Annotated in this window: 24 protein-coding genes; 8 read left to right on the top strand and 16 right to left on the bottom strand. The window is 54.9% G+C overall.

Going from position 1 to position 26,477, the window contains the following annotated elements:
- Window positions 1–77: 77 nt before the first annotated feature.
- From ACERJC_RS22745 to ACERJC_RS22735, 3 genes are read right to left on the bottom strand one after another with little or no spacing between them, the layout of a single operon-like run.
- The gene (locus tag ACERJC_RS22745; RefSeq protein ID WP_373672524.1) at window positions 78–1,268 is read right to left on the bottom strand and encodes a glycoside hydrolase family 88 protein; all 1,191 of its coding nucleotides are present in this window, start codon (window positions 1,266–1,268) and stop codon (window positions 78–80) included.
- A gap of 23 nt (window positions 1,269–1,291) precedes the next feature.
- Window positions 1,292–2,560 (bottom strand): oligosaccharide MFS transporter, encoded by a 1,269-nt coding sequence (locus tag ACERJC_RS22740; RefSeq protein WP_178823318.1) that lies wholly within the window; start codon window positions 2,558–2,560, stop codon window positions 1,292–1,294.
- Window positions 2,561–2,570: 10 nt separating this feature from the next.
- Window positions 2,571–4,391 (bottom strand): DUF2264 domain-containing protein, encoded by a 1,821-nt coding sequence (locus ACERJC_RS22735; RefSeq protein WP_373672523.1) that lies wholly within the window; start codon window positions 4,389–4,391, stop codon window positions 2,571–2,573.
- 171 nt (window positions 4,392–4,562) lie between these two features.
- Here ACERJC_RS22735 and ACERJC_RS22730 point away from each other — a divergent pair, with 171 nt between their 5' ends.
- Window positions 4,563–5,411, top strand: a complete 849-nt coding sequence (locus tag ACERJC_RS22730) for a helix-turn-helix transcriptional regulator (protein ID WP_371895856.1) — start codon at window positions 4,563–4,565, stop codon at window positions 5,409–5,411.
- Window positions 5,412–5,458: 47 nt separating this feature from the next.
- Here ACERJC_RS22730 and parE read toward each other — a convergent pair whose 3' ends face one another.
- From parE to nudF, 5 genes are read right to left on the bottom strand one after another with little or no spacing between them, the layout of a single operon-like run.
- Window positions 5,459–7,351 (bottom strand): DNA topoisomerase IV subunit B, encoded by a 1,893-nt coding sequence (parE, locus tag ACERJC_RS22725; protein WP_152406051.1) that lies wholly within the window; start codon window positions 7,349–7,351, stop codon window positions 5,459–5,461.
- Window positions 7,352–7,378: 27 nt separating this feature from the next.
- The gene (gene yqiA, locus ACERJC_RS22720; protein WP_042324257.1) at window positions 7,379–7,960 is read right to left on the bottom strand and encodes an esterase YqiA; all 582 of its coding nucleotides are present in this window, start codon (window positions 7,958–7,960) and stop codon (window positions 7,379–7,381) included.
- The gene (gene cpdA / locus ACERJC_RS22715) at window positions 7,960–8,787 is read right to left on the bottom strand and encodes a 3',5'-cyclic-AMP phosphodiesterase (protein WP_152406052.1); all 828 of its coding nucleotides are present in this window, start codon (window positions 8,785–8,787) and stop codon (window positions 7,960–7,962) included. The genes yqiA and cpdA overlap by 1 nt, the downstream gene beginning before the upstream one ends.
- Before the next feature lie 24 nt (window positions 8,788–8,811).
- The gene (locus ACERJC_RS22710) at window positions 8,812–9,234 is read right to left on the bottom strand and encodes a DUF1249 family protein (RefSeq protein WP_042324260.1); all 423 of its coding nucleotides are present in this window, start codon (window positions 9,232–9,234) and stop codon (window positions 8,812–8,814) included.
- Window positions 9,231–9,863, bottom strand: coding sequence for an ADP-ribose diphosphatase (gene nudF / locus ACERJC_RS22705; protein ID WP_046496890.1), 633 nt, complete (start codon window positions 9,861–9,863; stop codon window positions 9,231–9,233). Before nudF ends, ACERJC_RS22710 begins: the two co-directional genes overlap by 4 nt.
- Before the next feature lie 205 nt (window positions 9,864–10,068).
- Here nudF and tolC point away from each other — a divergent pair, with 205 nt between their 5' ends.
- From tolC to ACERJC_RS22690, 3 genes are all read left to right on the top strand, one after another.
- Window positions 10,069–11,550, top strand: a complete 1,482-nt coding sequence (tolC, locus tag ACERJC_RS22700; protein WP_373672522.1) for an outer membrane channel protein TolC — start codon at window positions 10,069–10,071, stop codon at window positions 11,548–11,550.
- Window positions 11,551–11,699: 149 nt separating this feature from the next.
- Window positions 11,700–12,365 carry a DUF1190 family protein gene (locus ACERJC_RS22695; RefSeq protein WP_046496880.1) on the top strand — a complete coding sequence of 222 codons (666 nt, stop codon included), beginning with the start codon at window positions 11,700–11,702 and terminating at the stop codon, window positions 12,363–12,365.
- A gap of 5 nt (window positions 12,366–12,370) precedes the next feature.
- Complete coding sequence (locus ACERJC_RS22690) at window positions 12,371–13,531, top strand: glutathionylspermidine synthase family protein (RefSeq protein WP_373672521.1); 1,161 nt, start codon at window positions 12,371–12,373, stop codon at window positions 13,529–13,531.
- 34 nt (window positions 13,532–13,565) lie between these two features.
- Here ACERJC_RS22690 and ygiD read toward each other — a convergent pair whose 3' ends face one another.
- Entirely contained in the window at window positions 13,566–14,354 is a 789-nt protein-coding gene (ygiD, locus tag ACERJC_RS22685; protein ID WP_373672520.1) for a 4,5-DOPA-extradiol-dioxygenase, read from the bottom strand.
- A gap of 132 nt (window positions 14,355–14,486) precedes the next feature.
- Between ygiD and zupT the strand changes: the two genes are divergently transcribed.
- Window positions 14,487–15,260 carry a zinc transporter ZupT gene (zupT, locus tag ACERJC_RS22680; protein ID WP_152406057.1) on the top strand — a complete coding sequence of 258 codons (774 nt, stop codon included), beginning with the start codon at window positions 14,487–14,489 and terminating at the stop codon, window positions 15,258–15,260.
- Window positions 15,261–15,279: 19 nt separating this feature from the next.
- Here zupT and ACERJC_RS22675 read toward each other — a convergent pair whose 3' ends face one another.
- A complete protein-coding gene (locus ACERJC_RS22675; RefSeq protein WP_178824522.1) occupies window positions 15,280–15,456 on the bottom strand; it encodes a hypothetical protein in 177 nt (58 codons plus the stop codon).
- 212 nt (window positions 15,457–15,668) lie between these two features.
- Window positions 15,669–16,322, bottom strand: a complete 654-nt coding sequence (gene ribB / locus ACERJC_RS22670; protein WP_046496857.1) for a 3,4-dihydroxy-2-butanone-4-phosphate synthase — start codon at window positions 16,320–16,322, stop codon at window positions 15,669–15,671.
- Between the two features lie 509 nt (window positions 16,323–16,831).
- Here ribB and ubiK point away from each other — a divergent pair.
- Window positions 16,832–17,128 (top strand): ubiquinone biosynthesis accessory factor UbiK, encoded by a 297-nt coding sequence (gene ubiK, locus ACERJC_RS22665; protein ID WP_152406058.1) that lies wholly within the window; start codon window positions 16,832–16,834, stop codon window positions 17,126–17,128.
- A gap of 33 nt (window positions 17,129–17,161) precedes the next feature.
- Here the strand turns inward: ubiK and glgS are convergent, their stop codons facing one another.
- From glgS to ACERJC_RS22645, 4 genes are all read right to left on the bottom strand, one after another.
- Complete coding sequence (gene glgS, locus ACERJC_RS22660) at window positions 17,162–17,368, bottom strand: cell surface composition regulator GlgS (RefSeq protein WP_080343280.1); 207 nt, start codon at window positions 17,366–17,368, stop codon at window positions 17,162–17,164.
- A gap of 164 nt (window positions 17,369–17,532) precedes the next feature.
- Window positions 17,533–18,966: a bifunctional D-glycero-beta-D-manno-heptose-7-phosphate kinase/D-glycero-beta-D-manno-heptose 1-phosphate adenylyltransferase HldE gene (gene hldE / locus ACERJC_RS22655; RefSeq protein WP_152406059.1), complete on the bottom strand. Its 1,434-nt coding sequence runs from the start codon at window positions 18,964–18,966 to the stop codon at window positions 17,533–17,535.
- Between the two features lie 51 nt (window positions 18,967–19,017).
- The gene (gene glnE, locus ACERJC_RS22650) at window positions 19,018–21,855 is read right to left on the bottom strand and encodes a bifunctional [glutamate--ammonia ligase]-adenylyl-L-tyrosine phosphorylase/[glutamate--ammonia-ligase] adenylyltransferase (protein WP_373672519.1); all 2,838 of its coding nucleotides are present in this window, start codon (window positions 21,853–21,855) and stop codon (window positions 19,018–19,020) included.
- Between the two features lie 109 nt (window positions 21,856–21,964).
- Complete coding sequence (locus ACERJC_RS22645) at window positions 21,965–23,266, bottom strand: CYTH domain-containing protein (protein ID WP_286631604.1); 1,302 nt, start codon at window positions 23,264–23,266, stop codon at window positions 21,965–21,967.
- 241 nt (window positions 23,267–23,507) lie between these two features.
- Here ACERJC_RS22645 and ACERJC_RS22640 point away from each other — a divergent pair, with 241 nt between their 5' ends.
- Both ACERJC_RS22640 and ACERJC_RS22635 read left to right on the top strand, forming a co-directional pair.
- A complete protein-coding gene (locus ACERJC_RS22640; protein WP_152406062.1) occupies window positions 23,508–24,128 on the top strand; it encodes a TIGR04211 family SH3 domain-containing protein in 621 nt (206 codons plus the stop codon).
- Window positions 24,129–24,193: 65 nt separating this feature from the next.
- Window positions 24,194–25,435: a multifunctional CCA addition/repair protein gene (locus tag ACERJC_RS22635; RefSeq protein ID WP_373672518.1), complete on the top strand. Its 1,242-nt coding sequence runs from the start codon at window positions 24,194–24,196 to the stop codon at window positions 25,433–25,435.
- A 104-nt stretch (window positions 25,436–25,539) separates the two neighbouring features.
- Here the strand turns inward: ACERJC_RS22635 and bacA are convergent, their stop codons facing one another.
- On the bottom strand, window positions 25,540–26,361 hold the full coding sequence (gene bacA / locus ACERJC_RS22630; protein ID WP_373672517.1) for an undecaprenyl-diphosphate phosphatase: 822 nt from the start codon (window positions 26,359–26,361) through the stop codon (window positions 25,540–25,542).
- Window positions 26,362–26,477: the final 116 nt, after the last annotated feature.

The following is a 26,477-nucleotide window of genomic DNA, read 5'->3' as shown; positions in this document are numbered from 1 at the left end:
AAGATCAATCAGATATCATAATGACAAAAGGGTAAGCTCCCGTGGCTTACCCTTTTGATCGACAGTGAAATTCACGCTTACCAGTACAGCTTCCAGCACTGGGTAAATCGCACCAGCGCCTCCACGTAGAAGTAATCTCCCCAACTGGCACACTCATCCACCCCTTTATTGCTTGAGAGGTGATACACCGAGTGTTTCAGCAAACCGTTACCCTTTTCCTCTTTCGCCATCAAATAGTGTTTCGTCAGCGACGACATGATCGCCATCGCCCACTGCTGGTAACATTCGCGATCCGGGTCGGTAACGGGTAGATGTTTAATCAATTCCAACAGACCGCAGACCGCAATGGCCGCCGAGGAGGAATCACGCAGCGCATCGGTTCCGACCAGCGCCAGATCCCAATGGCAGACGGCGTCTTCCGGCAGGCGATTGAGGAAGTAGTTGGCCAGTTTTTTCGACAGCGCCACCTTCTGCGGGTCGCCGGTGTAGATATAGCTCAACAGGAAACCATAAATACCCCACGCCTGACCGCGCGACCAGCACGAGTCGTCGGCATAGCCTTGCTGTGTGTTTCCGTAGCGCGGCGCACCGCTGTGCACATCCATGTAGTAGGTATGGAAGGTGGACGCGTCTTCACGAATTAAATACGTCTGCGCCTGGGCGACGTGCGCCTTCGCCGCGTCCGCAAACCGCGGATCGCCAGTCTGCTCGCTCGCCCAGTACAACAGGGGCAAATTCATGTTGCAGTCAATGATCATCCGCCCGGCCTGTTCCGGGTCGCTCAGATCGCCCCACGCCTGAATGATCTGCGCTTTCTCGTGAAAACGTTCCAGCAGCGCTTCTGCTGCCAGCAGCGAAAACCCGCGCGCCTCGCGATTTCCCGTCAGGCGCCAGGCCGCCACGCAGGAAAGGGTGTACAGGAAGCCCAGGTCGTGGGTGTTGGTGTCGTGACGTCCGGCAATTCGCAGACCAAAAGAGCGGACGTGCTTTTCCGCCATGTCCCGGAACACCGCTTCGCCACTCATCTCCCAGGCCAGCCATAGCTGCCCGGTCCAGAAACTGGTCGTCCACTCGACATTATCCGTTAATGGGTAATATCCCTTCACACAGGTTTCGGCAGGAAAGTGGTCACCGAATTCCGTTAAATGACGACGAATCAGTTCGAGGACATGTTCACGCGCGCTGCGCATTTCATCCTGAAATGCCCCGGCATCGATCGGCCGGCCAGGAAAAGCGCACAGGCGTTCCTCAACGATGTGATTTAACATATTTCGGTTCCTTATGACGTAAATTATCTTGTCGCGTTATTTTCAGCGATATCAAGGGCAGTATTATTTTTTCGTTTACTCTGGCATGCCGATAAGGTAAATGCCGAAATAAGCGTAAAGGCCAGGGCGATAATCCCCATGATGATGTAGGTTTTCTCAAAACCAATACGGTCATACATTAATCCGGCAGGTGAAGAGACCACCACATTGCCGACATACAGCATCGCCTGATATCCCAGTAAATACATGGTTGCATTGACGCGTTTATCAAAATGCTCTGCGATATATTTAAAGACCGAGACCAGTAATAAACAGATCTCCAGGCCATATAACGGTTTGAGCACAGAAATTAACAGGTGAGAATCGCAGAGACCGGAAATCACCAGTCGCGCGCCTACCAGTGCGCCGACAATCAGCAGTCCGCGTTTGGCACCGATAGCATTAACAAATAAAGGGATCACCATGTACATGACGAATTCCATACCCGACTGCACGGTGCCCAGATAGCCAAAGACCGCATTGCCTTCGTGGATGTCAGAGAAGAAAGTCACAAAGTAGCGGGAGAACTGCTGCTCGGCGATAAACATCATCCACGCAACGCCCGCCACATACAGGCAGAATGCCCAGAACTTACGGTTTCGCAGCAGAGCGTAGACATCTGCCGGGACGATTTTCTCTTTGGTCAGCACATCAGCGGCATTGGCGGCATTGACGTTCACCTTCAGACTCAGCAGAACCATCAGCATCACCACCGACGTCACGCTGCCCATAATGAAGTTATAAGCCGGAGAAAGGTTAAACAGCAGTCCCGAGAACGATGATGCCACCGCCCAACCGAGTGAACCCCACATCCGAATCTGCCCAAATTCCATACCGTTAAGGCGGCTGTAGCGATCGGAATACGATTCACAGGCCGCCACGCCGGCATACCAGGCAAAACTCAGGTAAATCGCGCCAACAATAATCCCCAACAAAGTTTGAGAAAGTAATAATGGCTGGTAAACATAAATAAAGAAGGGTGCCATTAATGCCGACATGCCCACGACAAAATAGAGCAGATATTTACTCATCCCAATTTTATCGAGAATATAGCCGTAAATAGGTTTCAGGATAACCGAGAAAATACCATTCACGGCAAAGACAGTGCCTATTACCGTACCGCTAAGCTGTGCTTTCTGCCCCAGCCAGATCGCTAACAAACCGATACTTGCCGACCAGGTAAAGAAATAGAGAAAGATAAAACTACTGATTTTATAGTATTCCGTTCTGTAACCCGGTGAACGTATATTCATACCACCCTCGCTATAAAGAGAACGACAACTGGCGTGCAGATTCAGGTTCGCGAATCACGACCCGGTGAGTATTAATGTGCAATTGCGGAATGGCGGCGTATTCTTTGTGTTGCCCGGATGCACTGACCGCACAGCAGAGCCAGCTTTCTCCGGGCGCAATCTCTGTTGAGAGCACCGGGATCGCGGCACATTCGGCAAACATAATGCTGCTGTTTGGCGGCGTGATGATGCTGTCCGGTCGACGCGACATCACCGGTGACAGATCCACAATCGTGCTGCTGCCGTTGCTGGCGGCAATCACACATCCACGCCCGTTCAACTGGTGCTCCGCTTTCATCACCGCAAAGCCCCCTTCCACCGTTTGCAGTACCCGCGCGCTGTTGATGCGGTGCAAACGGATGTGCCATTCACCGAACGGCACCAGCCAGGTCTCTATCGTCACGTCATGCCAGGGCGACCAGCGCGAGAAAATGAAGCGCTCATCGACGCGGACTTCGTCGCAGTCGCGGCGACCCCGGAAGTAGTTATCGCCGTCGGCCAACAGCAGCATGGAATCGCACGCCGCATGCTTGATACCAAAACGCCCGCGCTCAATGGTAAAACCAAAACGGCTGGAATAGGCAAACTTCGTGTATTTCGCCTCGGTATTAACGTAGTTATTCAACTCCAGCTGGCCGGATGTCAGCATGGTGACAAGCCCGGAATGCTCACTGTGCTGAAGAATTTGTCCAGCGTGCGGGATCGCGCGCGTTTGCGCCAGTGGTGGCAGGGGTTGCTCCTCTGCCAGCCAGAACGGGTGACTTTCCGGCAGCGCGAGGATCAGAAAGACCTTCAGCGCCCAGTAAGGAGAACCGGGCGAATTGTAGTCCTCGCACATCGCCAGATTCGGGTAAGCGAAGCCTAACGTCAGGATCCCGTCACGATCAAAAATAGGCCGTTGCTGCCACCAGCGTAAATGTCGCAGGATCACCCCTTTAATGACGCCCGGCGAGAGGACATCCAGCTCAGCAAACGCCACCGCACTCCAGAACACGACCATCGCAAATCGATAGGTCAGGCTGCGGCCGAAAGGCACCGAAGCCCCGTCGGCCGCCGACATATAGATAAAGTCTTCGGCAAACCGCCGGGCACGTTCGCGCAACGTGGCGGCGCGAGCGGTATCTTCCGGATTCAGCGTGGCATACAGCAAGCCATAAAAATGGAAGGCCATCGAGATGTAGTAATCCTGGGGTCGTCCGGGACCATCGGAATACCAGCCGTCACCCAGATAGTAGGTCTCCATCAGCGCAAAGCGACGATCGATAGCCGTCTGATCGAACGGCAGTCCGGCACGTTTAAAACCGAGCTGAACGATGATGGCAAAGTAGTTCCAGTTGCTGTCCGGCATCTGGGCATCGGTTATCTGATTCAGCCAGCGATGCAGGTTTTCTTGTTCCGAGGGGCTGAACGCCGCCGTTAACCGGGTCTGTAGTAGCGCCAGACCCAGCCCATACGCTGCCATCTCCACCAGACGCTGATCGTAAGGCCCGGTGTCGCCCCAGTAGTGTGGACTCTGCGGATCGGTCCCCAGCCTGATCGCCTGAATGTACTTGTCGGCAAACGGGGCCTCAGCACCTCCTGCCATCAGCGGGAAGAGCCCCCACAGCGCTCTCGAAAGCCCTTCCATACAGGCAATATCCGCACTGTAATGCGCACAGGTATCGCCCAGCGAAAACTGGGCCTGCCCTGCGGGAAACTGCTTATCCAGCGCCCCCAAAATGACGTTAACCGCACGCGTAACCTCTTCACGGGATGACAATGGATTTGATTTTTCTTCAGTTGCCGACCACATACTCTGCCCCTCTGAATAAAGTGGCTAAAGCATAGTGAATCGCGCATTGGCAGAAATGTTACCTCAATCACACCCGACACATTCTTTTGAAACGGCGATTGAGAAAATTTAAAAATAGAGTTTATAAAGGTAATCAGCCGGGTAAAAATTTAATTCTGTTGCACTATGAGCATGAACGCACCGCTGTATTCAGAACGTCTGGAGCTTATCACCCTAAACGATGCTATCGCGTCGTTTAGTCGCCTGTTTGCCAACACGGTCCGCTACCACCACTGGCATCAATGTCTGGAAATGCTGTACGTGGAAGAAGGTTTCGGCGTGGTCACGGTCGATCATAAGCAGTACACCATGCGGCCAGGGCGGATGTTCTTTTTCCCACCGTTTACCCTGCACAAAATCATGGTTGATGAGCAGGCGCAGAATAGCTACCGACGCACCATTATTCATCTCGACCCGCATGCGGTATTGAAGGTGCTGCGTGATTTCCCGCTCAATCAGCAACGCCTGCAAAACCTGACGATTCGCGGCGGTGAAGCCTGGGTGATCGACGCTAGTGAGATCCATGCGCACATCGATTTCCTCTTTAGTCGTTACGAGAAAATAGCGGCGTTGAAGCCGCTCAACACCGAGCACGTTGCCTGCCTGTTATTAAGCTTATTCAGCCTGTTACCTGAAGATAAGTGCAGTATGCAGGAAATCGCCACCGGCATCGCCAGCCAGGTGATGTTCTGGCTCGATGAAAATTACACGCACAAATTCAGCCTGAGCGTGCTGGCAGATGAACTGGGAAAATCGAAAAGCTACGTGTCGCGGCGCTTCCATGTTGAGACCGGGGAAAGCATTCTCGACTATCTCAATACATTACGTTTGAGAAAAGCCTGCGAAGCGCTACTTCACAGTGAAGCGAGCGTGCGGGAGATTGCGAACAAGGTAGGATTTTCAGAGGTGACGTACTTTATCAGCGCGTTTGGTAAGGGAATCGGTGAAACGCCGTTGCAGTACCGTAAACGGCATAAATGACAGTGCCGGAGGGCGCGCGAATGACGCCACCCGGCACAACAACACCATTAGCCGTCAAGATCCGCAAGGTCGCCTTTTTCCTGCAACCAGTTACGGCGGTCTTCGGAGCGTTTCTTCGCCAGCAGCATATCCATCATGGCGTTGGTGCGCTGATCGTCCTCATCATCAATGATGAGCTGGACCAGACGCCGGGTGTTGGGATCCAGCGTGGTTTCGCGCAACTGCATCGGGTTCATTTCACCCAGCCCTTTAAAGCGCTGTACGTTCGGCTTGCCTTTCTTGCGCTTCAACTGCTCCAGTACGCCCGCTTTTTCTTCTTCCGTCAGCGCGTAATAGACCTCTTTGCCGAGGTCGATACGGTACAACGGCGGCAGCGCGACATAGACATGTCCGTGTTTCACCAGCGTACGGAAATGCCGCACAAACAGCGCGCAGAGCAGCGTGGCGATGTGCAGCCCATCGGAGTCCGCATCTGCCAGGATACAGATCTTGCCGTAACGTAATTGGCTCAGATCGTCGCTGTCCGGATCGATACCGATCGCGACAGAAATATCGTGTACTTCCTGCGAGGCCAGCACTTCATCAGAAGAGACTTCCCAGGTGTTCAGGATCTTACCCTTAAGCGGCATGATCGCCTGATATTCACGATCGCGCGCCTGCTTGGCGGAACCGCCCGCCGAGTCCCCTTCCACCAGGAACAGCTCAGTACGATTCAGATCCTGCGCGGTGCAGTCCGCCAGTTTCCCCGGCAGTGCCGGACCGCTGGTCAGTTTTTTACGCACCACTTTCTTCGCCGCGCGCAGTCGACGCTGGGCGCTGGAAATAACCATCTCCGCCAGCAGTTCGGCTGACTGGACGTTCTGGTTCAGCCACAGGCTGAAGGCATCTTTCACCACGCCGGAAACAAATGCCGCGCACTGACGCGACGACAGACGCTCTTTGGTCTGTCCGGCAAACTGCGGATCCTGCATTTTCACCGACAGCACGTAGGCGCAGCGATCCCAGATATCTTCTGCCGAAAGCTTCACGCCGCGCGGCAGAATGTTGCGGTATTCGCAGAACTCACGCATCGCATCGAGCAACCCCTGGCGCAGACCGTTCACGTGCGTCCCGCCCTGCATGGTCGGGATCAGGTTCACGTAGCTTTCGGTCAACAGTTCGCCGCCTTCCGGTAGCCACAGCAGCGCCCAGTCGACCGTTTCCGTGTCACCGGAAAAATTGCCGATGAACGGTTTTTCCGGCAGCGTAGGCAGGCCGTTTACCGCTTCGCCCAGATAGTCGTTCAGACCATCCTGATAGCACCAGCGCTGTTCGCTGTTATTGACTTCATCTTTAAAGGTGATTTCAACGCCAGGGCACAGCACGGCTTTGGCTTTCAGTACGTGCGTTAAGCGAGAGACGGAAAAGCGCGGACTGTCGAAAAAGGTTTCGTCAGGCCAAAAGTGGACGCTGGTGCCGGTATTGCGCTTACCGCAAGTGCCAACGACCTGCAAATCCTGAACCTTATCACCGTTCTCAAACGCAATGTTATACACCTGGCCATCACGACGCACGTTCACTTCCACGCGCTTCGACAGGGCGTTAACCACGGAGATCCCTACGCCGTGCAGGCCGCCGGAGAACTGGTAGTTCTTGTTCGAGAACTTCCCACCTGCGTGTAGCCGACAGAGGATCAGTTCAACGGCCGGAACGCCCTCTTCCGGATGAATGTCCACGGGCATGCCGCGACCGTCATCGATAACTTCCAGAGATTGATCGGCATGTAAAATCACATCCACGCGTTTCGCGTGGCCCGCCAGTGCTTCATCCACACTGTTATCAATCACTTCCTGCCCAAGATGGTTGGGGCGGGTCGTATCGGTATACATCCCTGGGCGACGGCGTACCGGCTCAAGCCCAGTGAGTACCTCAATGGCATCAGCGTTATAAGTTTGCGTCATGGTTTTAATAGCAATTCGAAATGATTGTCAGCAACTGTGCAGTCCAAGGAAATCGACAATCGGGTTGAAATAATCTTCGAAGCCCGTGAATGCATGGTTTCCACCTTCAATAACAGTCTGGCGGCAAGAGGCGTAATACGCCACTGCCTGGCGGTAGTCCAGCACTTCATCTCCCGTCTGTTGCAGCAGCCAGATTAAGTCCGACGCTTCCAGCGGGTCGATCTGCATGACTTTAAGATCGTAAATATGGCGTGACTCTAGCACATATTGCTGCCCCGTGTAGGGGTTCTCGTTCTGACCGAGGTAGTCGATCAACAGTTCAAATGGCCGGACCGCCGGGTTGACGACAACCGCGGGCAACATAAAACACTGCGATAGCCAGGTGGCGTAATAACCGCCTAACGACGATCCCACCACGCCCAATGCCTCACCGCCGTGTTCCAGCACGATAGATTCCAGCATCTCTGCGGCATCAGCCGGATACGGCGGCAACTGAGGCACAATCATCTCAACATGGGGATACTGTTCACGCAGCCAGTTTTTCAGCAGGCAGGCCTTCGCGGAACGGGGCGAGCTATTGAAGCCGTGCAGATAAAGAAGCGTAGACATCAGTAGCCTTCAGAAGCGGTATCAGGTCGGAACTCAGCACCCTGCAAACGACAGACGTCCGTTTTCAACGTACCGTCGGCAAAGAGCTCCAGCGTACGCCAGCCCGGAGCGATGTTATCAAGGGTAAAGTTCGCGCAATGAGGTTTAAACTGGACGCAGGTAGAAGGCGTCGCCAGCAGACGGCGGCCATTCCAGTCGAGATCCAGTTCCTGATGAATATGCCCACACAGCAGATACTTCACGCGCGGGTAATTCACCAGCACGTTGTCCAGTTCTGCCGCGTTACGCAGGCTGTGTTGATCCAGCCAACTGCATCCCGCAGGCAATGGATGATGATGCAGAAGCAGCAGAGTGTGGCGCTCAGGAGCCTCAGCCAGTTTGCGCTCCAGCCACTCGAGCTGAAATTCACTCAGTTCGCCGTGAGGCACGCCAAAAACCTGACTGTCCAGCAGCAGGATTTGCCACTGGTCGCCAATCATGACGCACTTTGCCGGGGAGATCCCCGCCTCTTGTAACGCGCTGTACATCGCGGGCTGAAAGTCATGGTTACCGGGCAACCAAACGCAAGGCGCGCGAAAGCTTGCGATGCCTTCAGCAAAATGCTGATAGGCCGCAGCGGTTTGATCCTGAGCTAAATCACCTGTTGCCACAATCAGATCGTATTCCTGCCTGTCGGCATGGATGGCATCCAACACGGCCTGGTAGCTTTCCCAGGTGTTTACGCCCAACAGCGTTTCGTGCTTTTCGGCAAACAGGTGAGTATCAGTAATTTGTAAGATCCTGACCCTGGCCTCACCAGCCAGAGAAAGGTTTAACAGGCTTTCCAAATGGTGTCCTTAGGTTTCACGACGCTAGTAAACCGGAATCGCCATCGCTCCATGTGCTAAACAGTATCGCAGCCAGTCGGCCAGAAACTGATTAATTTGATGCTTTTCGTCGCGTTGATGCAACTTTTTATTTGGATAATCATACCGTGCTTTGAAGCGAAAGATCTGCTGACTTGAACACACTTCGGCGACCATGGCGTCATGGTAAAGCCGCACTGTCAGTGACGGCAGGCTCCAGTAAGTGATGGTCGGCGCCGTCTGCTCGATGGTCACCAGCGTGGTGTATCGGGTCGATTCAACAATCGTTAACCGATATTGTGCGTTGCCCACCTGGTAACTTACCGTTTCGCCAGGCGCATCATTGCGCGGCAGCAGGCGTCGCAGCTGCGAAAAGTTCGTTTCGCAAAGACGCATCATTTCAGGGAAGTCAGGTGTATAGCGCTTCATTTTTTCCACTCGTTTATTAACTCTTTATAGTGCAGTTGCAGCCATTGCAGGGCGATGACCGCAGACGCGTTATCAATTTTCCCCTCTTCAACCCAACGGTAGGCCTGTTCCCGGCTTACCACATGAACCCGAATGTCTTCGTTTTCATCAGCCAGACCGTGAATCCCGTTTGCGGTCGTGGCGTCCACTTCACCCACTATAATTGACGAGCGCTCACTGGTGCCACCAGGGCTTGCCAGAAAACTGAGTACCGGTTTCGTCCGTTTCACCTCGATGCCAGCCTCTTCCATCGCTTCACGGCGGGCCACATCGTCAACGCTTTCACCCTCTTCGATCATCCCTGCCACCATTTCCAGTAGCCACGGCGTTTCACTGGTGTCATACGCCGCGATGCGCACCTGTTCGACCAGCACTACTTCGTCCCGCTCAGGGTCAAAGGGTAGCAAGACCGCCGCATGACCGCGCTCAAAAATTTCTCTACGCACTTCCTGGCTCATTTCACCGTTGAACAAGCGGTGGCGGAAGCGATAAAGATCCAGCGAAAAAAAACCGCGATATAGCGTTTCTCGTGCAATAATTTCTACATCGTTTTTGGAGAAAGTTACTGGCGAGTTGCCTGATTTACGCATTGTGCCGTCCTGTACCAATAATGATTTAAATGTGAATATCATAGGCGTTTGACTGCCGTTTCATCGACCTTGTGGTAAATTGGTGCAAATTAACGCCTGATGGCACATAACGCCAACTTTTTGCAGTGGCGGATTCTGCTAGAATCAGCAATTATTTTTTAAAATTTGATCAGCGCTAAATACTGCTTCACAACAAGGAATGCAAATGAAGAAATTGCTCCCCATCCTTATCGGCCTGAGCCTGTCGGGGTTCAGCACACTGAGCCAGGCAGAGAACCTGATGCAAGTTTATCAGCAAGCACGCCTGAGCAACCCGGAATTGCGTAAGTCCGCCGCCGATCGCGATGCTGCATTCGAAAAAATTAACGAAGCACGTAGTCCCTTACTGCCTCAACTGGGCTTAGGTGCCGATTACACCTACAGCAACGGCTACCGCGATGCTAATGGCGTGAACTCGAACGCCACCAGCGCGTCCCTGCAATTAACGCAGACCCTTTTCGATATGTCGAAATGGCGTGCGCTGACCCAGCAAGAAAAATCAGCGGGTATTCAGGACGTGACCTTCCAGACGGACCAGCAAACGCTGATCCTCAACACCGCGAGCGCCTATTTTAAAGTGCTGAACGCCATTGACGTTCTCTCTTACACCCAGGCGCAGAAAGAGGCGATTTATCGTCAGTTGGATCAAACCACCCAGCGTTTCAACGTGGGTCTGGTGGCAATCACCGACGTGCAAAACGCCCGTTCGCAATACGATACCGTGCTGGCGAACGAAGTGACTGCCCGTAACGATCTCGACAATGCGGTAGAAGAACTGCGTCAGGTCACCGGCAACTACTACCCGGAACTGGCATCGCTGAACGTTGACAGCTTCAAGACCGACAAACCGCAGGCGGTGAACGCCCTGCTGAAAGAAGCAGAAAACCGCAACCTGACGCTGTTGCAGGCCCGTCTGAGCCAGGATCTGGCGCGTGAGCAGATTCGCCAGGCGCAGGATGGCCACCTGCCAACGCTGGATTTAACCGCCTCTACCGGCGTGTCTGACACCTCGTACAGCGGCTCTAAAACGCGTGGCGCGACAGGCTCCCAGTATGACGACAGCAACATGGGCCAGAACAAAATCGGCCTGAGCTTCTCGCTGCCGATTTATCAGGGTGGAATGGTTAACTCGCAGGTGAAACAGGCGCAATACAACTTCGTTGGTGCCAGCGAGCAACTGGAAAGCGCCCACCGCAGCGTGGTGCAGACCGTACGTTCATCCTTCAATAACATCAATGCGTCAATCAGCAGTATTAACGCGTACAAACAAGCGGTTGTTTCCGCCCAGAGCTCATTGGATGCGATGGAAGCGGGCTACTCCGTGGGTACACGTACCATCGTTGATGTGCTGGATGCGACCACCACGCTGTACAACGCTAAGCAACAACTGGCGAATGCGCGTTATAACTACCTGATCAACCAGCTGAATATTAAGTCAGCGCTGGGTACGTTGAACGAGCAGGATCTGGTGGCGCTGAACAACACGCTGGGCAAACCGATTTCCACCTCGCCGGAACACGTCGCGCCCGAAACCCCGCAGATGGACGCTAACGCCGACGGCTATGCCGCTAACGCAGCAGCGCCCGCCGCGCAACCGGCGTCAGCACGTTCTTCCAGCAGCAACGGTAGCAATCCGTTCCGTAATTAAACGCGATGACGGGGCTTCGGCCCCGTCTGAACGTAAGGCAACGTAAAGATCTCACCATTGAGCCGCATTCCAGCCTCTTCTCGCTTCATTTTCAACCACTCATCCTCTATCCTGAGCAGTATTAACCACTGGGTCCAGGAAAGACGAAAATGAAACGGACAAAATCCATCCATCACGCCTCGTTCCGCAAAAGCTGGAGCGCGCGCCATCTGACGCCTGTCGCGTTAGCCGTTACCGCTGTGTTTATGCTGGCGGGTTGTGAGAAAAGCGATGAAACCGTGTCGCTGTATCAGAATGCGGATGACTGCTCGGCAGCCAATCCGGGCAAAAGCGCGGAATGTACCACGGCGTTCAATAACGCACTGAAAGAAGCGGAACGTACCGCACCGAAATATGCCACTCGCGAAGATTGTGTCGCCGAGTTCGGTGAGGGCCAGTGCCAGCAAGCCCCTGCTCAGGCAGGCATGGCGCCAGAAGCGCAGGCCCAGCAGTCCAGCGGTAGTTTCTGGATGCCGCTGATGGCGGGCTATATGATGGGCCGCATGATGGGCGGCGGCGCGGGCTTTGCGCAGCAGCCGCTGTTCAGCTCGAAAAACCCGGCCAGCCCGGCTTACGGTAAATACACCGATGCAGGCGGTAAAAACTACGGCGCAGCGCAGCCTGGCCGTACGATGACGGTGCCTAAAACCGCCATGGCACCGAAACCTGCGACCACCTCTACCGTGACGCGCGGCGGCTTTGGCGAATCGGTTGCCAAACAGAGCACCATGCAACGTAGCGCAAGCGGCACCTCCACGCGTTCAATGGGTGGCTGATACGCATGGAAAGAGTGAGTATTACCGAGCGTCCGGACTGGCGCGATAAAGCCACTGAATACGGTTTCAATTTTCACACCATGTACGGCGAACCGTACTGGTGTGAGGACGCCTATTACAAGCTAACGCTGGCCCAGGTTGAAAAGCTGGAAGATGTGACCGCCGAGTTGCACCAGATGTGTCTCAAGGTGGTCGAGAAAGTGATTGCCAGCGACGAGCTGATGACCAAATTCCGTATTCCTAAGCACACCTGGGGCTTTGTTCGTCAGTCCTGGCAAACGCATCAGCCGTCACTCTACTCGCGTCTCGATCTGGCGTGGGATGGCACTGGTGAACCGAAGCTGCTGGAGAACAACGCCGATACCCCGACCTCGCTGTATGAAGCGGCGTTTTTCCAGTGGATCTGGCTTGAAGATCAGATCAATGCGGGCAATCTGGCGGAAGGTAGCGACCAGTTTAACAGCCTGCAGGAAAAGCTCATCGAGCGCTTCGCCGAATTGCGTGAGCAGTACGGCTTCCAGCTTCTGCATCTAACCTGCTGTCGCGATACCGTTGAGGATCGCGGTACCATTCAGTATCTGCAGGATTGCGCAGCAGAGGCGGAGATAGCCACTGAATTCCTCTATATCGAAGATATTGGACTCGGTGAAAAAGGTCAGTTCACGGATCTACAGGATCAGGTGATTGCCAACCTGTTCAAGCTCTATCCGTGGGAGTTTATGCTGCGCGAGATGTTCTCCACCAAGCTCGAAGACGCTGGCGTGCGCTGGCTGGAGCCGGCCTGGAAGAGCCTTATCTCCAATAAGGCGCTGTTGCCGCTGCTGTGGGAAATGTTTCCAAACCATCCGAACCTGCTTCCCGCGTATTTCGCCGAAGACGACTATCCGCAGATGGAAAAATTCGTCGTGAAACCGATCTTCTCGCGTGAAGGCGCAAACGTCTCCATCATCGAGAACGGTAAAACGATCGAAGCGGTGGAAGGGCCGTATGGTGAAGAAGGCATGATCGTGCAGCAGTTCCATCAGCTGCCGAAGTTTGGCGACAGCTATGTGCTGATCGGCAGTTGGTTAGTCAACGATCAGCCTGCCGGGATCGGCATCCGCGAAGACAGAGCGCTGATCACCCAGGATCTGTCCCGCTTCTACCCGCATATTTTTGTTGAGTGATCGCTGAGGCCCGGTTGTGACCGGGCCTGCATTGCTATCCTATCTGTACCGACAGCATACTCAGGCTGCCCATCTCTATACCATCAACGGGGATCGTCACCGGCTCTTTGCCATCCCACGCGCCAAGCGTATACAGTAGCGGCAGATAGTGATCCGGCATCGGGTTCGACAGTGAACCGCCTTCGTGATCGAGGTAATTCACCAGTGGATGCTGCTCAACCGGTCCTTGCCAGCTCAGGTTCGCTTTGACAAAATCATTGAACGAGGTTGCCCACGGATACGGAGTATTATCGCCGTGCCAGCGCGCCGTACGAAGGTTATGCACTACGTTACCACTGGCCACCAGCATGATGCCTTCATCACGCAGCGTCGCCAGTTTGCGTCCAATCTCAAAATGCCAGGCCGCCGGTTTGGTACTGTCGATGCTCAACTGCACCATCGGAATATCAGCATCCGGGTACATCTTGATCAACACGCCCCAGGAACCGTGGTCAAACCCCCAGGCCTCTTTGTCGAGCGCGACCGGCACCGGGGAAAGCAAATCAACCAGCTGCTGTGCCAGCTCAGGGGAGCCAGGCGCCGGGTAATGCGTGTCGTACAAGGCCTGCGGGAAACCGCCAAAATCATGAATGGTCTTTGGTGCTTCCATTGCAGTGACGCCCGTACCACGGGTGTACCAGTGAGCAGACACCACCACAATCGCTTTTGGACGCGGCAATGTCTCCCCAAGCCGCTGCCAGGCACGGGTATACAGGTTATCTTCCAGAACGTTCATCGGGCTGCCGTGTCCCAAAAACAATGCTGGCATACGAATTGAAGACATGATGATATCCTTACTCAGGGAGTCATTTTGATGGTCTTACCATACCCTCTTTCGGTGAATGAAGAACTCTGATAACCATGATGATCATCATCAGTTATTTTGAAGGTCAGTGAGATGTATAAGGAGTCATTGATGTCGGTACCTTTAATTCTGACCTTACTGGCGGGGGCCGCCACGTTTATTGGCGCGTTTCTTGGCGTACTGGGGCAAAAGCCCTCCAATCGCCTGCTGGCGTTTTCACTCGGGTTTGCCGCCGGAATCATGTTGCTGATCTCCTTAATGGAGATGCTGCCCGCCGCGCTGGGTACAAAGGGAATGCCACCGGTTCTGGGCTACGGCATGTTTATCATCGGCTTGCTGGGTTACTTTGGGCTGGATCGTCTTCTTCCGCACGCTCACCCGCAGGATCTGGTGCAAAAAAGGACGCAGCCAATTCCGGGATCGATCAAACGCACGGCCATTCTGCTCACGCTCGGGATCAGTTTGCACAACTTCCCGGAAGGGATTGCCACCTACGTGACCGCAAGCAGCAACCTGGAGTTGGGATTCGGCATCGCGCTGGCGGTTGCCCTGCATAATATCCCGGAAGGTCTGGCCGTCGCCGGGCCAGTCTATGCAGCCACCGGTTCTAAACGCACCGCTATTTTCTGGGCGGGCATTTCCGGGATGGCGGAAATACTGGGCGGCGTGCTGGCATGGCTGATTCTTGGCAACCTGGTATCGCCCGTCGTCATGGCCGCCATAATGGCCGCCGTCGCGGGCATCATGGTTGCGTTGTCGGTGGATGAACTGATGCCGCTGGCAAAAGAGATCGACCCCAATAACAACCCCAGCTATGGCGTTCTGTGTGGAATGTCAGTCATGGGGCTGAGTCTGGTCGTACTTCAGGCGATGGGGATCGGGTAACGGAGAAGGCAGGAAGCGATTATTCCTGCTCTTTCGTCATAACGCGTTTTTCATCATCATGACGCAGTAATTTATTGCGGATTTCCAGTAGCGCATCGCGATCCTGCCGAAACGCTTTACAGTAGCGCTTCATGTGGCAAAAATACCCCACGACCACCAGAACAATTAAGACAATCCAGTACCAGGCGATAAACATCCTTTTACCCTTTAAATTTAACATTAACAAATATTTAGCGTTAAAATTTAACATACCTATTAGTAGGTAGGATTATATACTGGCACAGTATGAAATCGAAAAGATGATTTCGATCATAGAGAAAAAGATTGGATGTTTATTAACCGGCAGGATGTTTGAAAAAGCGAAATTTGCCGGATAAGGTGCTTGCACCGCTATCCGGCAAGGCTGAATTAACTGGCTTTGCGTTCGTGCGCCTGACGGTAAGCCACCAGGTCTTCGATCGTCACTACAGCCATATTGTGTTTGCCCGCAAATTCGATGCATTCCGGCGCACGCGCCATGCTGCCATCATCATTGGTCAGTTCACACAGTACACCTGCAGGTTTGTAGCCAGCCAGCGTCACCAGATCGATGGTCGCTTCGGTGTGGCCACCGCGAGTCAATACGCCGCCCGGCTGAGCGCGCAGCGGGAAGACGTGTCCCGGACGGTTCAGATCGGAAGGTTTTGCGCCATCGGCAATTGCCGCGCGAACGGTGGTCACGCGATCGGCCGCCGAAACGCCGGTCGTGACACCGGTCGCTGCTTCAATGGTCACGGTAAAACCGGTGCCATAAGCGCTGGTGTTATTTTCCACCATCATCGGCAGATCGAGTTGTTTACGACGATCTTCGGTGATGCACAGGCACACAATACCGCTACCGTGACGGATGGTCAGCGCCATCTGCTCAACGGTCATGGTCTCTGCCGGGAAAATCATATCGCCTTCGTTTTCACGATCTTCGTCGTCCAGCACCATCACACCGCGGCCTTCGCGCAGCGCAGACAGAGCGTGTTCGACACGTTCAAAAGGCGTACCAAAAGAGGAAAGTAGCGTCTGATTCATGGTAAAAAAACCTCACTAAAATTATGGTTACCAGAATCAGGGCAGTCTTAGGAGTACCGACAAGCGGCAAAAAAATAACGTGAGCGGGTCCATGCCCGACTGGATCGTTACTCTCTCCCATCCGGACTCTAACCGTCGGCCCCGGAATTACACCGGATCTGCTGACCTTTTCACCGTGGTGAAAAGCGCTCGCGGGCTTTCAACCTGTCCTTCATCTTTCACGCTGCTGCTGCGTTGGCTGTCTTCGCTCATCCCAGTCACATAGTTATCTATGTTCGTGGGAATTCGCTCAGTTGCCGCCTTGCCGCAACGCGAAATCTTTTGGATACTGTTGATTTACCGCCGGTGGGGAATTTCGCCCCGCCCTGAGAATAAGCGGGTTAACTATAACGCTATTGATTACCTTCATCAACGCCTTTACCCGCATTAACATCACACAATTCTGGTTTATGCCTCACGCAGATCGCACTACAATGGGCGGTAACACTTACCAGTTCAGGGAAACCACTATGATTGACCCGAAAAAAATTGAGCAGATTGCTCGCCAGGTTCACGAATCGATGCCAAAAGGGATCCGGGAGTTCGGGGACGATGTCGAGAAGAAGATCCGTCAAGCACTGCAATCTCAGCTGACGCGTCTCGATCTGGTGAGCCGAGAAGAGTTTGATGTTCAGACTCAGGTGCTGTTGCGCACCCGTGAAAAGCTGGCGCTGCTGGAGCAACGTTTGAGTGAGCTGGAAGCGCGTCAGACCACTGAAGAAGTCAAACCTGCGCCCGCCATCCCGCCGGTAGAACCGCAAGCGTAAAAACAGCAACGGGCCGCAAGGCCCGTTGACATATCAATGTTCCACTTCTAACTTTCTGGCGTTCATGGCCTGCTGACAGTAGTGCGCGTAGCGTTTGCAAAACCAGCTGCGGTGCTCCTCATCCATATTGCCGGTAACGGCCTGGATATCAACAGGGCGACCTTCAGCCTGCATTCTGGCAAAACTCCGCGCCAGGAAATCGAAATTGTTCATCGAATAAACACTGTTGTTCATTAGCATATCCTCCAGTCGGTGAATCTCTGTTAAGGTCATATGCTTTTTTCTGATACCAGTATTTACCGGGAAGCGTAGCAGGTTTGTACATATTGTGCGCAAATCAGTTGCCTGAGTTCACACTTTAGGAACACAGGTGATGCCGAATTTCCAGGCATCACCTTCAGCCATTATTTATCGCTGTCTTTCTGGATTTTCTTGATGATATTGGTGGTTGAGCAACCGTCTTCAAAGTTGAGCACCAGCACTTCACCGCCGTTGGCCCACACCTCTTTACTGCCCGCAATGTCTTCCGGCTTATAGTCACCGCCTTTGACCAGCAGATCCGGCAATACGCCCGCGATCAGGCGCTGCGGCGTGTCTTCTTCAAAAGAGACCACCCAGTCAACGGCTTCCAGCGCGCCCAGCACGATCATCCGCTGCTCAAGCGGATTCACCGGACGCGTTTCCCCTTTCAGGCGTTTCGTCGAGGCATCGCTATTGACCGCGACGATTAACCGATCGCCCAGCTTACGCGCGTTTGCGAGATAGGAGACGTGGCCTGCGTGCAGAATGTCAAACACCCCGTTAGTCATCACCACTTTCTCACCGCGCTTACGCGCGCTGGCAACGGCCTGTTTCAGTTCTTCTTCGGTCATCACGCCAAAGCCGGTTTCCGCACGGCCGCGTACCGCGTTTTCCAGTTCGATAGGCGAAACGGTGGACGTTCCCAGTTTGCCAACCACCACCCCCGCCGCCGCATTGGCAAAGAAGCAGGCTTCTTCCAGCGAATTGCCCGCCGCCAGCGTCGCCGCCAGCACGCCAATGACGGTGTCGCCCGCACCGGTCACGTCATACACTTCCTGCGCCTGCGTCGGCATATGCAGCGGGGCTTTCCCCGGTTGCAGCAGCGTCATTCCCTGCTCAGAACGGGTGACCAGCAAAGCGGAAAGCTCGAAATCGGCAATCAGCTTCATGCCGCGTTCAACAATCTCTTCTTCGCTTTTGCATTTTCCCGCTACCGCCTCGAATTCAGACAAGTTAGGCGTCAGCAGCGTCGCACCGCGATAACGCGCAAAATCGGTCCCTTTCGGGTCGATCAGCACCGGCACACCGGCTTTACGCGCCAGGGCAATCATCTGCTGTACGCTGGCCAGTGCGCCTTTCGCGTAGTCAGACAGCACCAGCGCCCCAATTGAGCTGAGTGCCTGATTGATGCGCTCATGCAGCGGCTGCGGATCCACGCCTTCGAAGCCTTCTTCGAAATCCAGGCGAATCAGCTGCTGGTTACGCGAAAGCACACGCAGTTTGGTGATGGTCGGATGGGTCGGCACAGAAACGAAGTCGCATTTCACGTTCACGTCCGCCAGCGTTTTGCTGAGCGCACGCGCGGCATCGTCGATACCGGTCAGTCCGACCAGACGCGAATTCGCTCCCAGAGAGGCAATGTTCATCGCCACGTTCGCCGCACCGCCCGGACGTTCTTCGATGGTATCCACTTTCACCACCGGTACCGGCGCTTCGGGTGAAATACGGCTGGTGGGACCGTACCAGTAGCGATCCAGCATCACATCACCGACAACCAAGACTCCTGCACGTTCAAACTCTGGCAGCGTTACTTTCATTCCTGTCTCCTGAGAGATTCAAAATTTTGCGCGCGATAATAGCACACTTCGTCAGGCAACCAGCCACTTCTGCCAGCTTGCCCGTACCAGTGAACGTTCCGCCTCAAAACACGTTTGCGCCACATGGCCCGGCTGTTCCTGTAAAGCCAGATGATGCAGTTCATCGCGCAGCGTGGTATAGGCGTGGGTCAATGCCATCGCCTCCTGCTCGTCCATGATGTCGTTTTGCGCTAACAGCTCCAGAATGCGCACATTATCCGACCAGCGGGTGAGTTTGGGTTTGTCATGGGCATAACGTAGCACCAGATATTGCGTGATAAATTCGATATCCGTAATACCGCCTTCATCGGCTTTAATATCAAAGCGATCGCGATGCTTATTGCCCAGATGTGCGCGCATTTTTTCGCGCATCTCACGCACCTCGGTCTGCAACGTTTTACCGTCGCGAGGCAGCGTCATGATATCGCGGCGCACCGTGTCAAACTGCGAGGTCAGTTGCGGGTCGCCATAAACAACACGTGCGCGCACCAGCGCCTGATGCTCCCACGTCCAGGCCTCATTCTTCTGATAATCCGCAAAGGATTCGGCGGAGGTCACCAGCATCCCCGCCGCCCCTGACGGCCGTAGTCGGGCATCGACTTCATACAGGATGCCTGAAGAGGTGCGGGTACTGAAGAGGTGCATAATGCGCTGCGCCAGCCGCAGGTAGAACTGCCGTCCGTCAATTTCGCGCTCGCCGTCGGTCATCACGTCAATGGGGCAGTCATGCAGGAAGATCAAATCGAGATCGGAGCTGTAGCCCAGCTCCCAGCCGCCCAGTTTGCCGTAGCCCACCACCGCAAAGCCGCGCCCTTCCCGCTCGGCAAGATGCGTCGGTTGCCCGTAGCGCGACACCATTTGCAGCCACGCCTGCTGCACAACGGCATCAATCATCGCTTCCGCCAGCCAGGTCAAGTGATCGCTGACTTTCATCACCGGCAGCGTACCGGCGATATCCGCGGCGGCAATACGCAACAATTGCGTTTGCTTGAACTGACGCAACGCTTCCAGCTGTTGCTCTTCGTCATCCTCCGGGACGCGCAGTAAATACTGGCGCAGCTCGTCGCGATAAGCGTCGGTTGCCGTTGGCTGATAGAGCGTATTCGGGTCGAGTAGTTCATCGAGCAGCAGCGGATAACGCGCAAGTTGGCTGGCGACCATCGGCGACGCCGCGCAGAGCGAAATCAGATGCTTCAGTGCGCCGGGGAATTCACTCAGCAACTCGAGATAGGTGGTGCGGGTAACAATCCCCACCAGCAGCGGCGTAATGCGCGACAGCGGGAGGGAAGCATCCTGGCGCGTGCAGACATCGCTAAGCAGGTGCGGCATCAGGTGGTCGAGCACCTGACGCCCACGTGGGCCAATGGTGCGTTTATCCAGCTCTTTACGAAAATCGGCAATCAACGCCAGCACGCGCATACGATCGTCATCCGTGAGATGCGACAGCACCGGTGGCGTATCATCCTCCTGCAAGGCGTCCTGCCACAGCTCGCGCCACTGTTCCGAGAGCGCGTCTTCCTGCGTTTCGGTTTCGTCATCGCCGATCAGCTCGTTAAACACGCGGCGGACGTTCGCCATATGCCCCTCAAGCGTTTCGGTCAGTTGCTGCCAGTCATCAGCATTCATTCCCCAGGCCAGTCGCGCCCGGTTAAGTTCATCGCCCGGCAGCGTCTGGGTTTGTTCATCGTTAATGCTTTGCAGCAGGTTTTCCAGACGACGCAGGAAGAGATAGGCCTGTCGCAGTTGCTCAGCATCGTTCTCCGACAGCAGATGCAGTGCGGCGATCGCGCTTAAAGTCGGCAGCAGTGAACGGGATTGCAGCGACGGCTCGCGCCCGCCGCGAATCAACTGGAACACCTGCACGATAAACTCGATTTCGCGAATGCCGCCCGCGCCGAGCTTGATGTTATCTTTCAACCCCCGGCGACGGACTTCACGTGCAATCATCCCCTTCATATTGCGCAGCGACTGAATCACGCTGAAGTCGATGTAGCGACGGAAGACGAACGGGCGCAGCATAGCGCGCAGTTCCTCGACATAGCGCCCATCGGTATCGCCCATAATCCGCGCCTTGACCATTGCGTAGCGCTCCCAGTCGCGCCCCTGCTCCTGGTAGTAATCTTCCAGCGCCGCAAAGCTCAACACCAGCGGGCCGCTGTCGCCAAACGGACGCAGCCGCATATCTACCCGATAGACAAAGCCATCCTGGGTGGGCTGATCCAGCACCTTGATCAGCCGCTGCCCCATACGGGTAAAAAACTGCGCGTTATCCAGTTCACGGCGTCCGCCCTGGGTGGAGCCGTGCTCTGGCCAGGCAAAGATCAGATCGATATCCGAAGAAAAATTCAGCTCGCCACCGCCCAGTTTGCCCATGCCTAATATCAGCAGCGGTTGCGGGATGCCTTCCTGACTGCATGGCGTTCCCCATTCGCGACAGCAAGCGTCGTACAGCCAGTCGCGCGCACTGACAATCAGCGTTTCGGCAAGATGGCTTAGCTGTTGCAGAATGTCGGTATCATCCACCAGCGACAGCGCCTGTACCCAGGCAATGCGCACCATCACACGGCGGCGAAACAGACGCAGCTCATGCATCAACGCCGCTTCATCGTTCACCGTTGCCAGCGCCGCCTGTAACCATTCGCCGTACCGTTGCCATTCATCGGACTGCGGCGGGGCGCTTTCCAGCTCCGCCAGCCAGTGTGGATGCGCAATCACGCTGTCCTGCACAAAATCACTCAATGTAAGTACTGACTTCGCCTGAGCGCTAAGCTCAGTCTCAGGTAAGGACGCTGGCAGCCGCTCGACAACGGTCGGCCAGTACTGCTGTAACGGGGAAGAAAGCGGCTTCATTTAAGGGGTATCCTTTGAATGATGCCGGATAGCGGCATTTTGCCTTATCCGGCCTACAAAACATGTCGATCCGTAGGCCTGATAAGCGCAGCGCCATCAGGCACTCCAGTTATCGTTTTCCGCTGTGCAGCCAGAACGGTTCCTGGTTGTTCGCCTCATTGCGGAAATGTTCAATTTCAATATGTTGACCGGTGGCAATCGCGTGAAGCAATCCTTGCCAGTTCTCCAGCCAGGCCTGAACCACCGCCGCGTCGTAATACCCCGCCAGCAGCAAAACGGTATCAATATCGCGGCGTAAACGCGGCAACTGATCGCGATACTGGTCGCCCAGCGGTTGCCCAAATACGCTTTTCAGCTCAGCGGCGGTACGCGAAAGATGGATATCCGCGAAGCGCTTGAAAGAGTCCGCCATTTTAGCCTGCGCCTTTGCGTCCAGAAACGGCTGCCAGGCTTTGGTCACCAGCCACTCGGTTAGCGCCAGTTTCGCCATTGCCGTTTCGGTGGTGTAAACCGCCGTCACAGCAGAAACGGCCGACGCGATAGTAGCTTCCGACTGGGTTAACAGATCACGTAAGTGAGCGCTCGCTTTACGCGGAACCATACCGCCAAATAGCATCAGGGTGTGACGAACCAGGCCCATCGCGGCCAACACGTCCGCCTTCGCCGCCTTATTGCCGCGAACCCAGAGTTCTTCATGGTACTGCCATTGTGCCAGCGCCAGCTCCAGAGAGGCTTCCAGCCCGTGTTCCACGCTGGCTTTCGCGGGCACTTTCAGCACCGCTGTCGGTTTACTCTCGCGTGGGGGATTCCCCTGCGCCAGATGATAACCGCGCGCCGCTTTACTCAGGCTACCCTGGCGCAGGCCCGTCTGGCTCACCAGCTGATTTGCCAGCTTCAGCACCGCTCGGGTGTCGCCGCTCAGTAGTTCAAGCTCCAGCTCGCAAATCGGCTCAGCCAGTTCACCCGCTTTCACTTCGCCTAAATCGAGGGCAATTTCAATCTGGCTGCCATCCACCGTCAGCAGCCATTTTTCACGTTCAAAATCGGTGCTGAACAGCGGCTGCACGCGGGAGACGAGATCGACAGGTAGCTCACCGTTTGGCCACACTTGCGGCGGAAATTGCGTTAAATCCAGCGCAGGTTCGTTCAGGGGGACATTGTATTCCGGTCGCTGGTGTAAACCGCCGGTCACTCGCCCGGCAATTTTCATGGTCATCTCGTAGCGCCCCTTCTCCCCACGAATACGCAGCCCCATGTCGTGACCGCGCAGCCACTTATCCTCGGTCTCATAGTAAATATTCAACAATGGGCTGGGAGCATGATGCTCGCCTCCGAGCGTATTCAGATGGTCACGCAGCGCGTTCACTGCCTCGTGATTAACGATAAATTTTAATTCAATTTCCTGAGCCATGGCCTTGTACTTACCGGTTATGTCACATAAGAGAGAATCACGACGAACTTACGGTGATCTTTTTTGTCAGTAGATAGTATTTTGCGCCAAATTGCCATGCAACGGGCAATTTGACGGGCGTAAAAGTTTTGAAGTAGCGGTAAAGCGGACACAGATGATTCCGATTGATGTCGAATGCTTTGCGTAGAGACACTGATACCACTACTATCGTTCCACTTTCTATGACAATAACGACAGCCTGATGCCAAAATTACGCCTGATTGGATTTATGTTACTCGCACTTAGCGCTACTGCCGTGTCACACGCCGAAGAAAAGCGCTATGTCTCTGATGAACTGAACACCTGGGTCCGCAGTGGTCCGGGGGATAATTATCGCCTCGTCGGCACGGTCAATGCGGGCGAAGAAGTCATACTGTTACAAACTGACGCCAGCACGAACTACGCACAGGTCAAAGACAGCACCGGGCGGACAGCCTGGATCCCGATGAAAGAGCTGAACAGTACGCCAAGCCTGCGCACCCGCGTGCCGGATCTGGAAAATCAGGTCAAAACGCTGACCGATAAGCTCAACAATATCGACACCACCTGGAATCAACGCACGGCTGACATGCAGCAGAAGGTGTCGCAGAGCGACAGCGTGATCAACGGACTGAAAGAAGAGAACCAGAAGCTGAAGAACGAGCTGATTGTGGCGCAGAAGAAGGTCAGCGCCGCAAATCTGCAGCTTGATGATAAGCAACGTACCATCATCATGCAGTGGTTTATGTATGGCGGCGGCGTGCTGGGGCTCGGCCTGCTTCTTGGTTTGATCCTGCCGCACATGATCCCAAGCCGGAAACGCAAAGACCGCTGGATGAACTAAATCGCCTTCTCCGCCGCACTGTCATATGATTAAGGGATTGTATTTCCCTGGAGAGGTGGTGTGGCGTGAAGATTTATCTGGTCGGTGGTGCGGTTCGGGATACGCTGTTAGGGCTACCGGTTAAAGATAAAGATTGGGTGGTGGTTGGCGCTACACCGCAACAAATGCTCGACGCGGGCTACCAGCAGGTAGGTCGCGATTTTCCTGTTTTTCTCCATCCGCAAACCCACGAAGAGTATGCCCTTGCGCGTACCGAGCGTAAGTCCGGCTCGGGGTATACCGGATTCACCTGTTATGCCGCACCCGACGTCACACTGGAAGACGACCTCCAGCGACGTGACCTGACGATTAACGCCCTGGCGCAAGATGATGACGGCCAGATTGTCGATCCCTATCAGGGGCGTCGCGATCTGGATAAACGCCTGTTGCGCCATGTCTCACCCGCCTTTAGTGAAGATCCGCTGCGCGTACTGCGCGTGGCGCGCTTTGCCGCTCGCTATGCACATCTTAGCTTCCGTATTGCTGACGAAACCATGGCGCTGATGCGCGAAATGACGCACGCCGGTGAGCTGGAGCAGCTGACGGCAGAACGCGTCTGGAAAGAGACTGAAAACGCGTTAACCACGCGCAACCCACAGGTCTATTTCCAGGTCTTACGCGACTGCGGCGCGCTGCGTGTGTTGTTCCCGGAAGTCGATGCGCTGTTTGGCGTCCCGGCCCCGGCGAAGTGGCATCCGGAAATCGATACCGGAATTCATACTCTGATGACGCTGTCGATGGCGGCGCTGCTCAGCCCAGCGGTTGACGTGCGTTTCGCTACGCTGTGTCACGACCTCGGTAAAGGTCTGACGCCGCCGGAGCTCTGGCCGCGTCACCACGGACACGGCCCGGCGGGCGTCAGGCTGGTCGAGCAGTTGTGCCAGCGCCTGCGCGTACCGAATGAAATTCGTGATTTAGCCAAACTGGTGGCGGAGTTCCACGATCTCATCCACACCTTCCCGATACTGCAACCTAAAATCATCGTGAAGCTGTTTGATTCGATCGACGCCTGGCGTAAACCGCAGCGCGTGGAACAGATTGCGCTCACCAGCGAAGCCGACGTACGCGGACGGACGGGGTTTGAAGCCGCGGATTATCCGCAGGGACGTTTACTGCGCGAAGCGTGGGAAGTCGCGCAGTCTGTCCCCACCAAAGACGTTGTCGAGGCCGGATTTAAAGGCATTGAGATTCGTGAAGAGCTGACCCGACGTCGGATTGCGGCGCTGGCCCACTGGAAAGAGACCCGTTTCCCGAAGGCGGTCAGTTAAGGCGTGAATGCCGGATGGCGATGCGCTTATCCGGCCTACGGTATCGCATCTCAACGCGTAGGCCGGAAAAGGCGTTTACGCCGTCATCCGGCATGAGAGATCCGTCAGAAGAACACTACGTAAACCGCCGCGGCGACGATAAAGCGGTAGATAGCAAATGGAATGAACGAGATCCGCTTAATCAGTTGCAGGAAGGTCTTGATGGCAACCAGTGCGACCACAAAGGCGGTAACAAAACCGACGGCAAACATTGGGATATCGGCCGCCGTCAGGAACGACCAGCTTTTGTAGAGATCCAATACGGTGGCGCCCATCATCATCGGTACTGCCAGCAGGAATGAAAACTCAGACGCCGCGTAACGGCTCACGCCCATCAGCATCCCGCCGGAAATGGTCGCCCCGGAGCGGGAGAACCCCGGCCACAGCGCCAGACACTGGAAGCAGCCAATCATGAATGCCTGACGGTAAGTCATATCATCCAGACCCGGCGCGCGCGGTTCTTTCGGCTTCAGACACTCTGCGGCGATCAGCAGTAAACCGCCCACCACCAGCGCATACATCACATTCACCGGGTTAAACAGCGATTTGATCGTATCGTGGAAGACCAGTCCCAGCACCACGGCCGGGATCATCCCCAGCAGAATGTGGATCAGCGTTAAACGACCTTTACTTTCCCCTTCACGCTGTAGCGGACGACCAAAGTGAATGCCGATCAGGCCAAACAGACGCCGCCAGAACATCACCACCACCGCAAGAATGGATCCCAACTGGATCACCACCTCAAACGTCTTTGCCGTGTCGCCCTCAAATCCCAACAGATGGCCCACAATGATCATGTGCCCGGTACTGGAAACTGGCAAAAACTCCGTCAATCCTTCGACCACACCCAAAATTGCCGCAATCAGCAGCGAGTGCATATCGCTCATCAATAAACCCCTAAATAGAAAAATCTACTGCACAAAAAGATCGCGTTTTATACCTAAATAATTCGAGTTGCGGGACAAAGCCCAAAGGGCTTTGAACAGCGCTAGCGCTGGCCCCG

The organism is Citrobacter telavivensis (genome assembly GCF_041807075.1).
GTDB classification, from domain to species: Bacteria; Pseudomonadota; Gammaproteobacteria; order Enterobacterales; family Enterobacteriaceae; genus Citrobacter_A; species Citrobacter_A telavivensis.
Note: the sequence above shows the minus strand (reverse complement) of the source record. Positions and strands in the feature narration are given on the sequence as shown.

Excerpts from the sequence above, each read along its gene's own strand:
- ACERJC_RS22735 (WP_373672523.1), bottom strand. The coding sequence starts at position 4,391 with ATGTGGTCGGCAACTGAAGAAAAATCAAATCCATTGTCATCCCGTGAA.
- yqiA (WP_042324257.1), bottom strand. The coding sequence starts at position 7,960 with ATGTCTACGCTTCTTTATCTGCACGGCTTCAATAGCTCGCCCCGTTCC.
- tolC (WP_373672522.1), top strand. The coding sequence starts at position 10,069 with ATGAAGAAATTGCTCCCCATCCTTATCGGCCTGAGCCTGTCGGGGTTC.
- ACERJC_RS22745 (WP_373672524.1), bottom strand. The coding sequence starts at position 1,268 with ATGTTAAATCACATCGTTGAGGAACGCCTGTGCGCTTTTCCTGGCCGG.
- glnE (WP_373672519.1), bottom strand. The coding sequence starts at position 21,855 with ATGAAGCCGCTTTCTTCCCCGTTACAGCAGTACTGGCCGACCGTTGTC.
- bacA (WP_373672517.1), bottom strand. The coding sequence starts at position 26,361 with ATGAGCGATATGCACTCGCTGCTGATTGCGGCAATTTTGGGTGTGGTC.
- parE (WP_152406051.1), bottom strand. The coding sequence starts at position 7,351 with ATGACGCAAACTTATAACGCTGATGCCATTGAGGTACTCACTGGGCTT.
- nudF (WP_046496890.1), bottom strand. The coding sequence starts at position 9,863 with ATGCGTAAATCAGGCAACTCGCCAGTAACTTTCTCCAAAAACGATGTA.
- ACERJC_RS22740 (WP_178823318.1), bottom strand. The coding sequence starts at position 2,560 with ATGAATATACGTTCACCGGGTTACAGAACGGAATACTATAAAATCAGT.
- ACERJC_RS22675 (WP_178824522.1), bottom strand. The coding sequence starts at position 15,456 with ATGTTTATCGCCTGGTACTGGATTGTCTTAATTGTTCTGGTGGTCGTG.
- ACERJC_RS22695 (WP_046496880.1), top strand. The coding sequence starts at position 11,700 with ATGAAACGGACAAAATCCATCCATCACGCCTCGTTCCGCAAAAGCTGG.
- glgS (WP_080343280.1), bottom strand. The coding sequence starts at position 17,368 with ATGCTAATGAACAACAGTGTTTATTCGATGAACAATTTCGATTTCCTG.
- ACERJC_RS22710 (WP_042324260.1), bottom strand. The coding sequence starts at position 9,234 with ATGAAGCGCTATACACCTGACTTCCCTGAAATGATGCGTCTTTGCGAA.
- ACERJC_RS22730 (WP_371895856.1), top strand. The coding sequence starts at position 4,563 with ATGAACGCACCGCTGTATTCAGAACGTCTGGAGCTTATCACCCTAAAC.
- ubiK (WP_152406058.1), top strand. The coding sequence starts at position 16,832 with ATGATTGACCCGAAAAAAATTGAGCAGATTGCTCGCCAGGTTCACGAA.
- ACERJC_RS22640 (WP_152406062.1), top strand. The coding sequence starts at position 23,508 with ATGCCAAAATTACGCCTGATTGGATTTATGTTACTCGCACTTAGCGCT.
- zupT (WP_152406057.1), top strand. The coding sequence starts at position 14,487 with ATGTCGGTACCTTTAATTCTGACCTTACTGGCGGGGGCCGCCACGTTT.
- ribB (WP_046496857.1), bottom strand. The coding sequence starts at position 16,322 with ATGAATCAGACGCTACTTTCCTCTTTTGGTACGCCTTTTGAACGTGTC.
- hldE (WP_152406059.1), bottom strand. The coding sequence starts at position 18,966 with ATGAAAGTAACGCTGCCAGAGTTTGAACGTGCAGGAGTCTTGGTTGTC.
- ygiD (WP_373672520.1), bottom strand. The coding sequence starts at position 14,354 with ATGTCTTCAATTCGTATGCCAGCATTGTTTTTGGGACACGGCAGCCCG.
- ACERJC_RS22645 (WP_286631604.1), bottom strand. The coding sequence starts at position 23,266 with ATGGCTCAGGAAATTGAATTAAAATTTATCGTTAATCACGAGGCAGTG.
- ACERJC_RS22690 (WP_373672521.1), top strand. The coding sequence starts at position 12,371 with ATGGAAAGAGTGAGTATTACCGAGCGTCCGGACTGGCGCGATAAAGCC.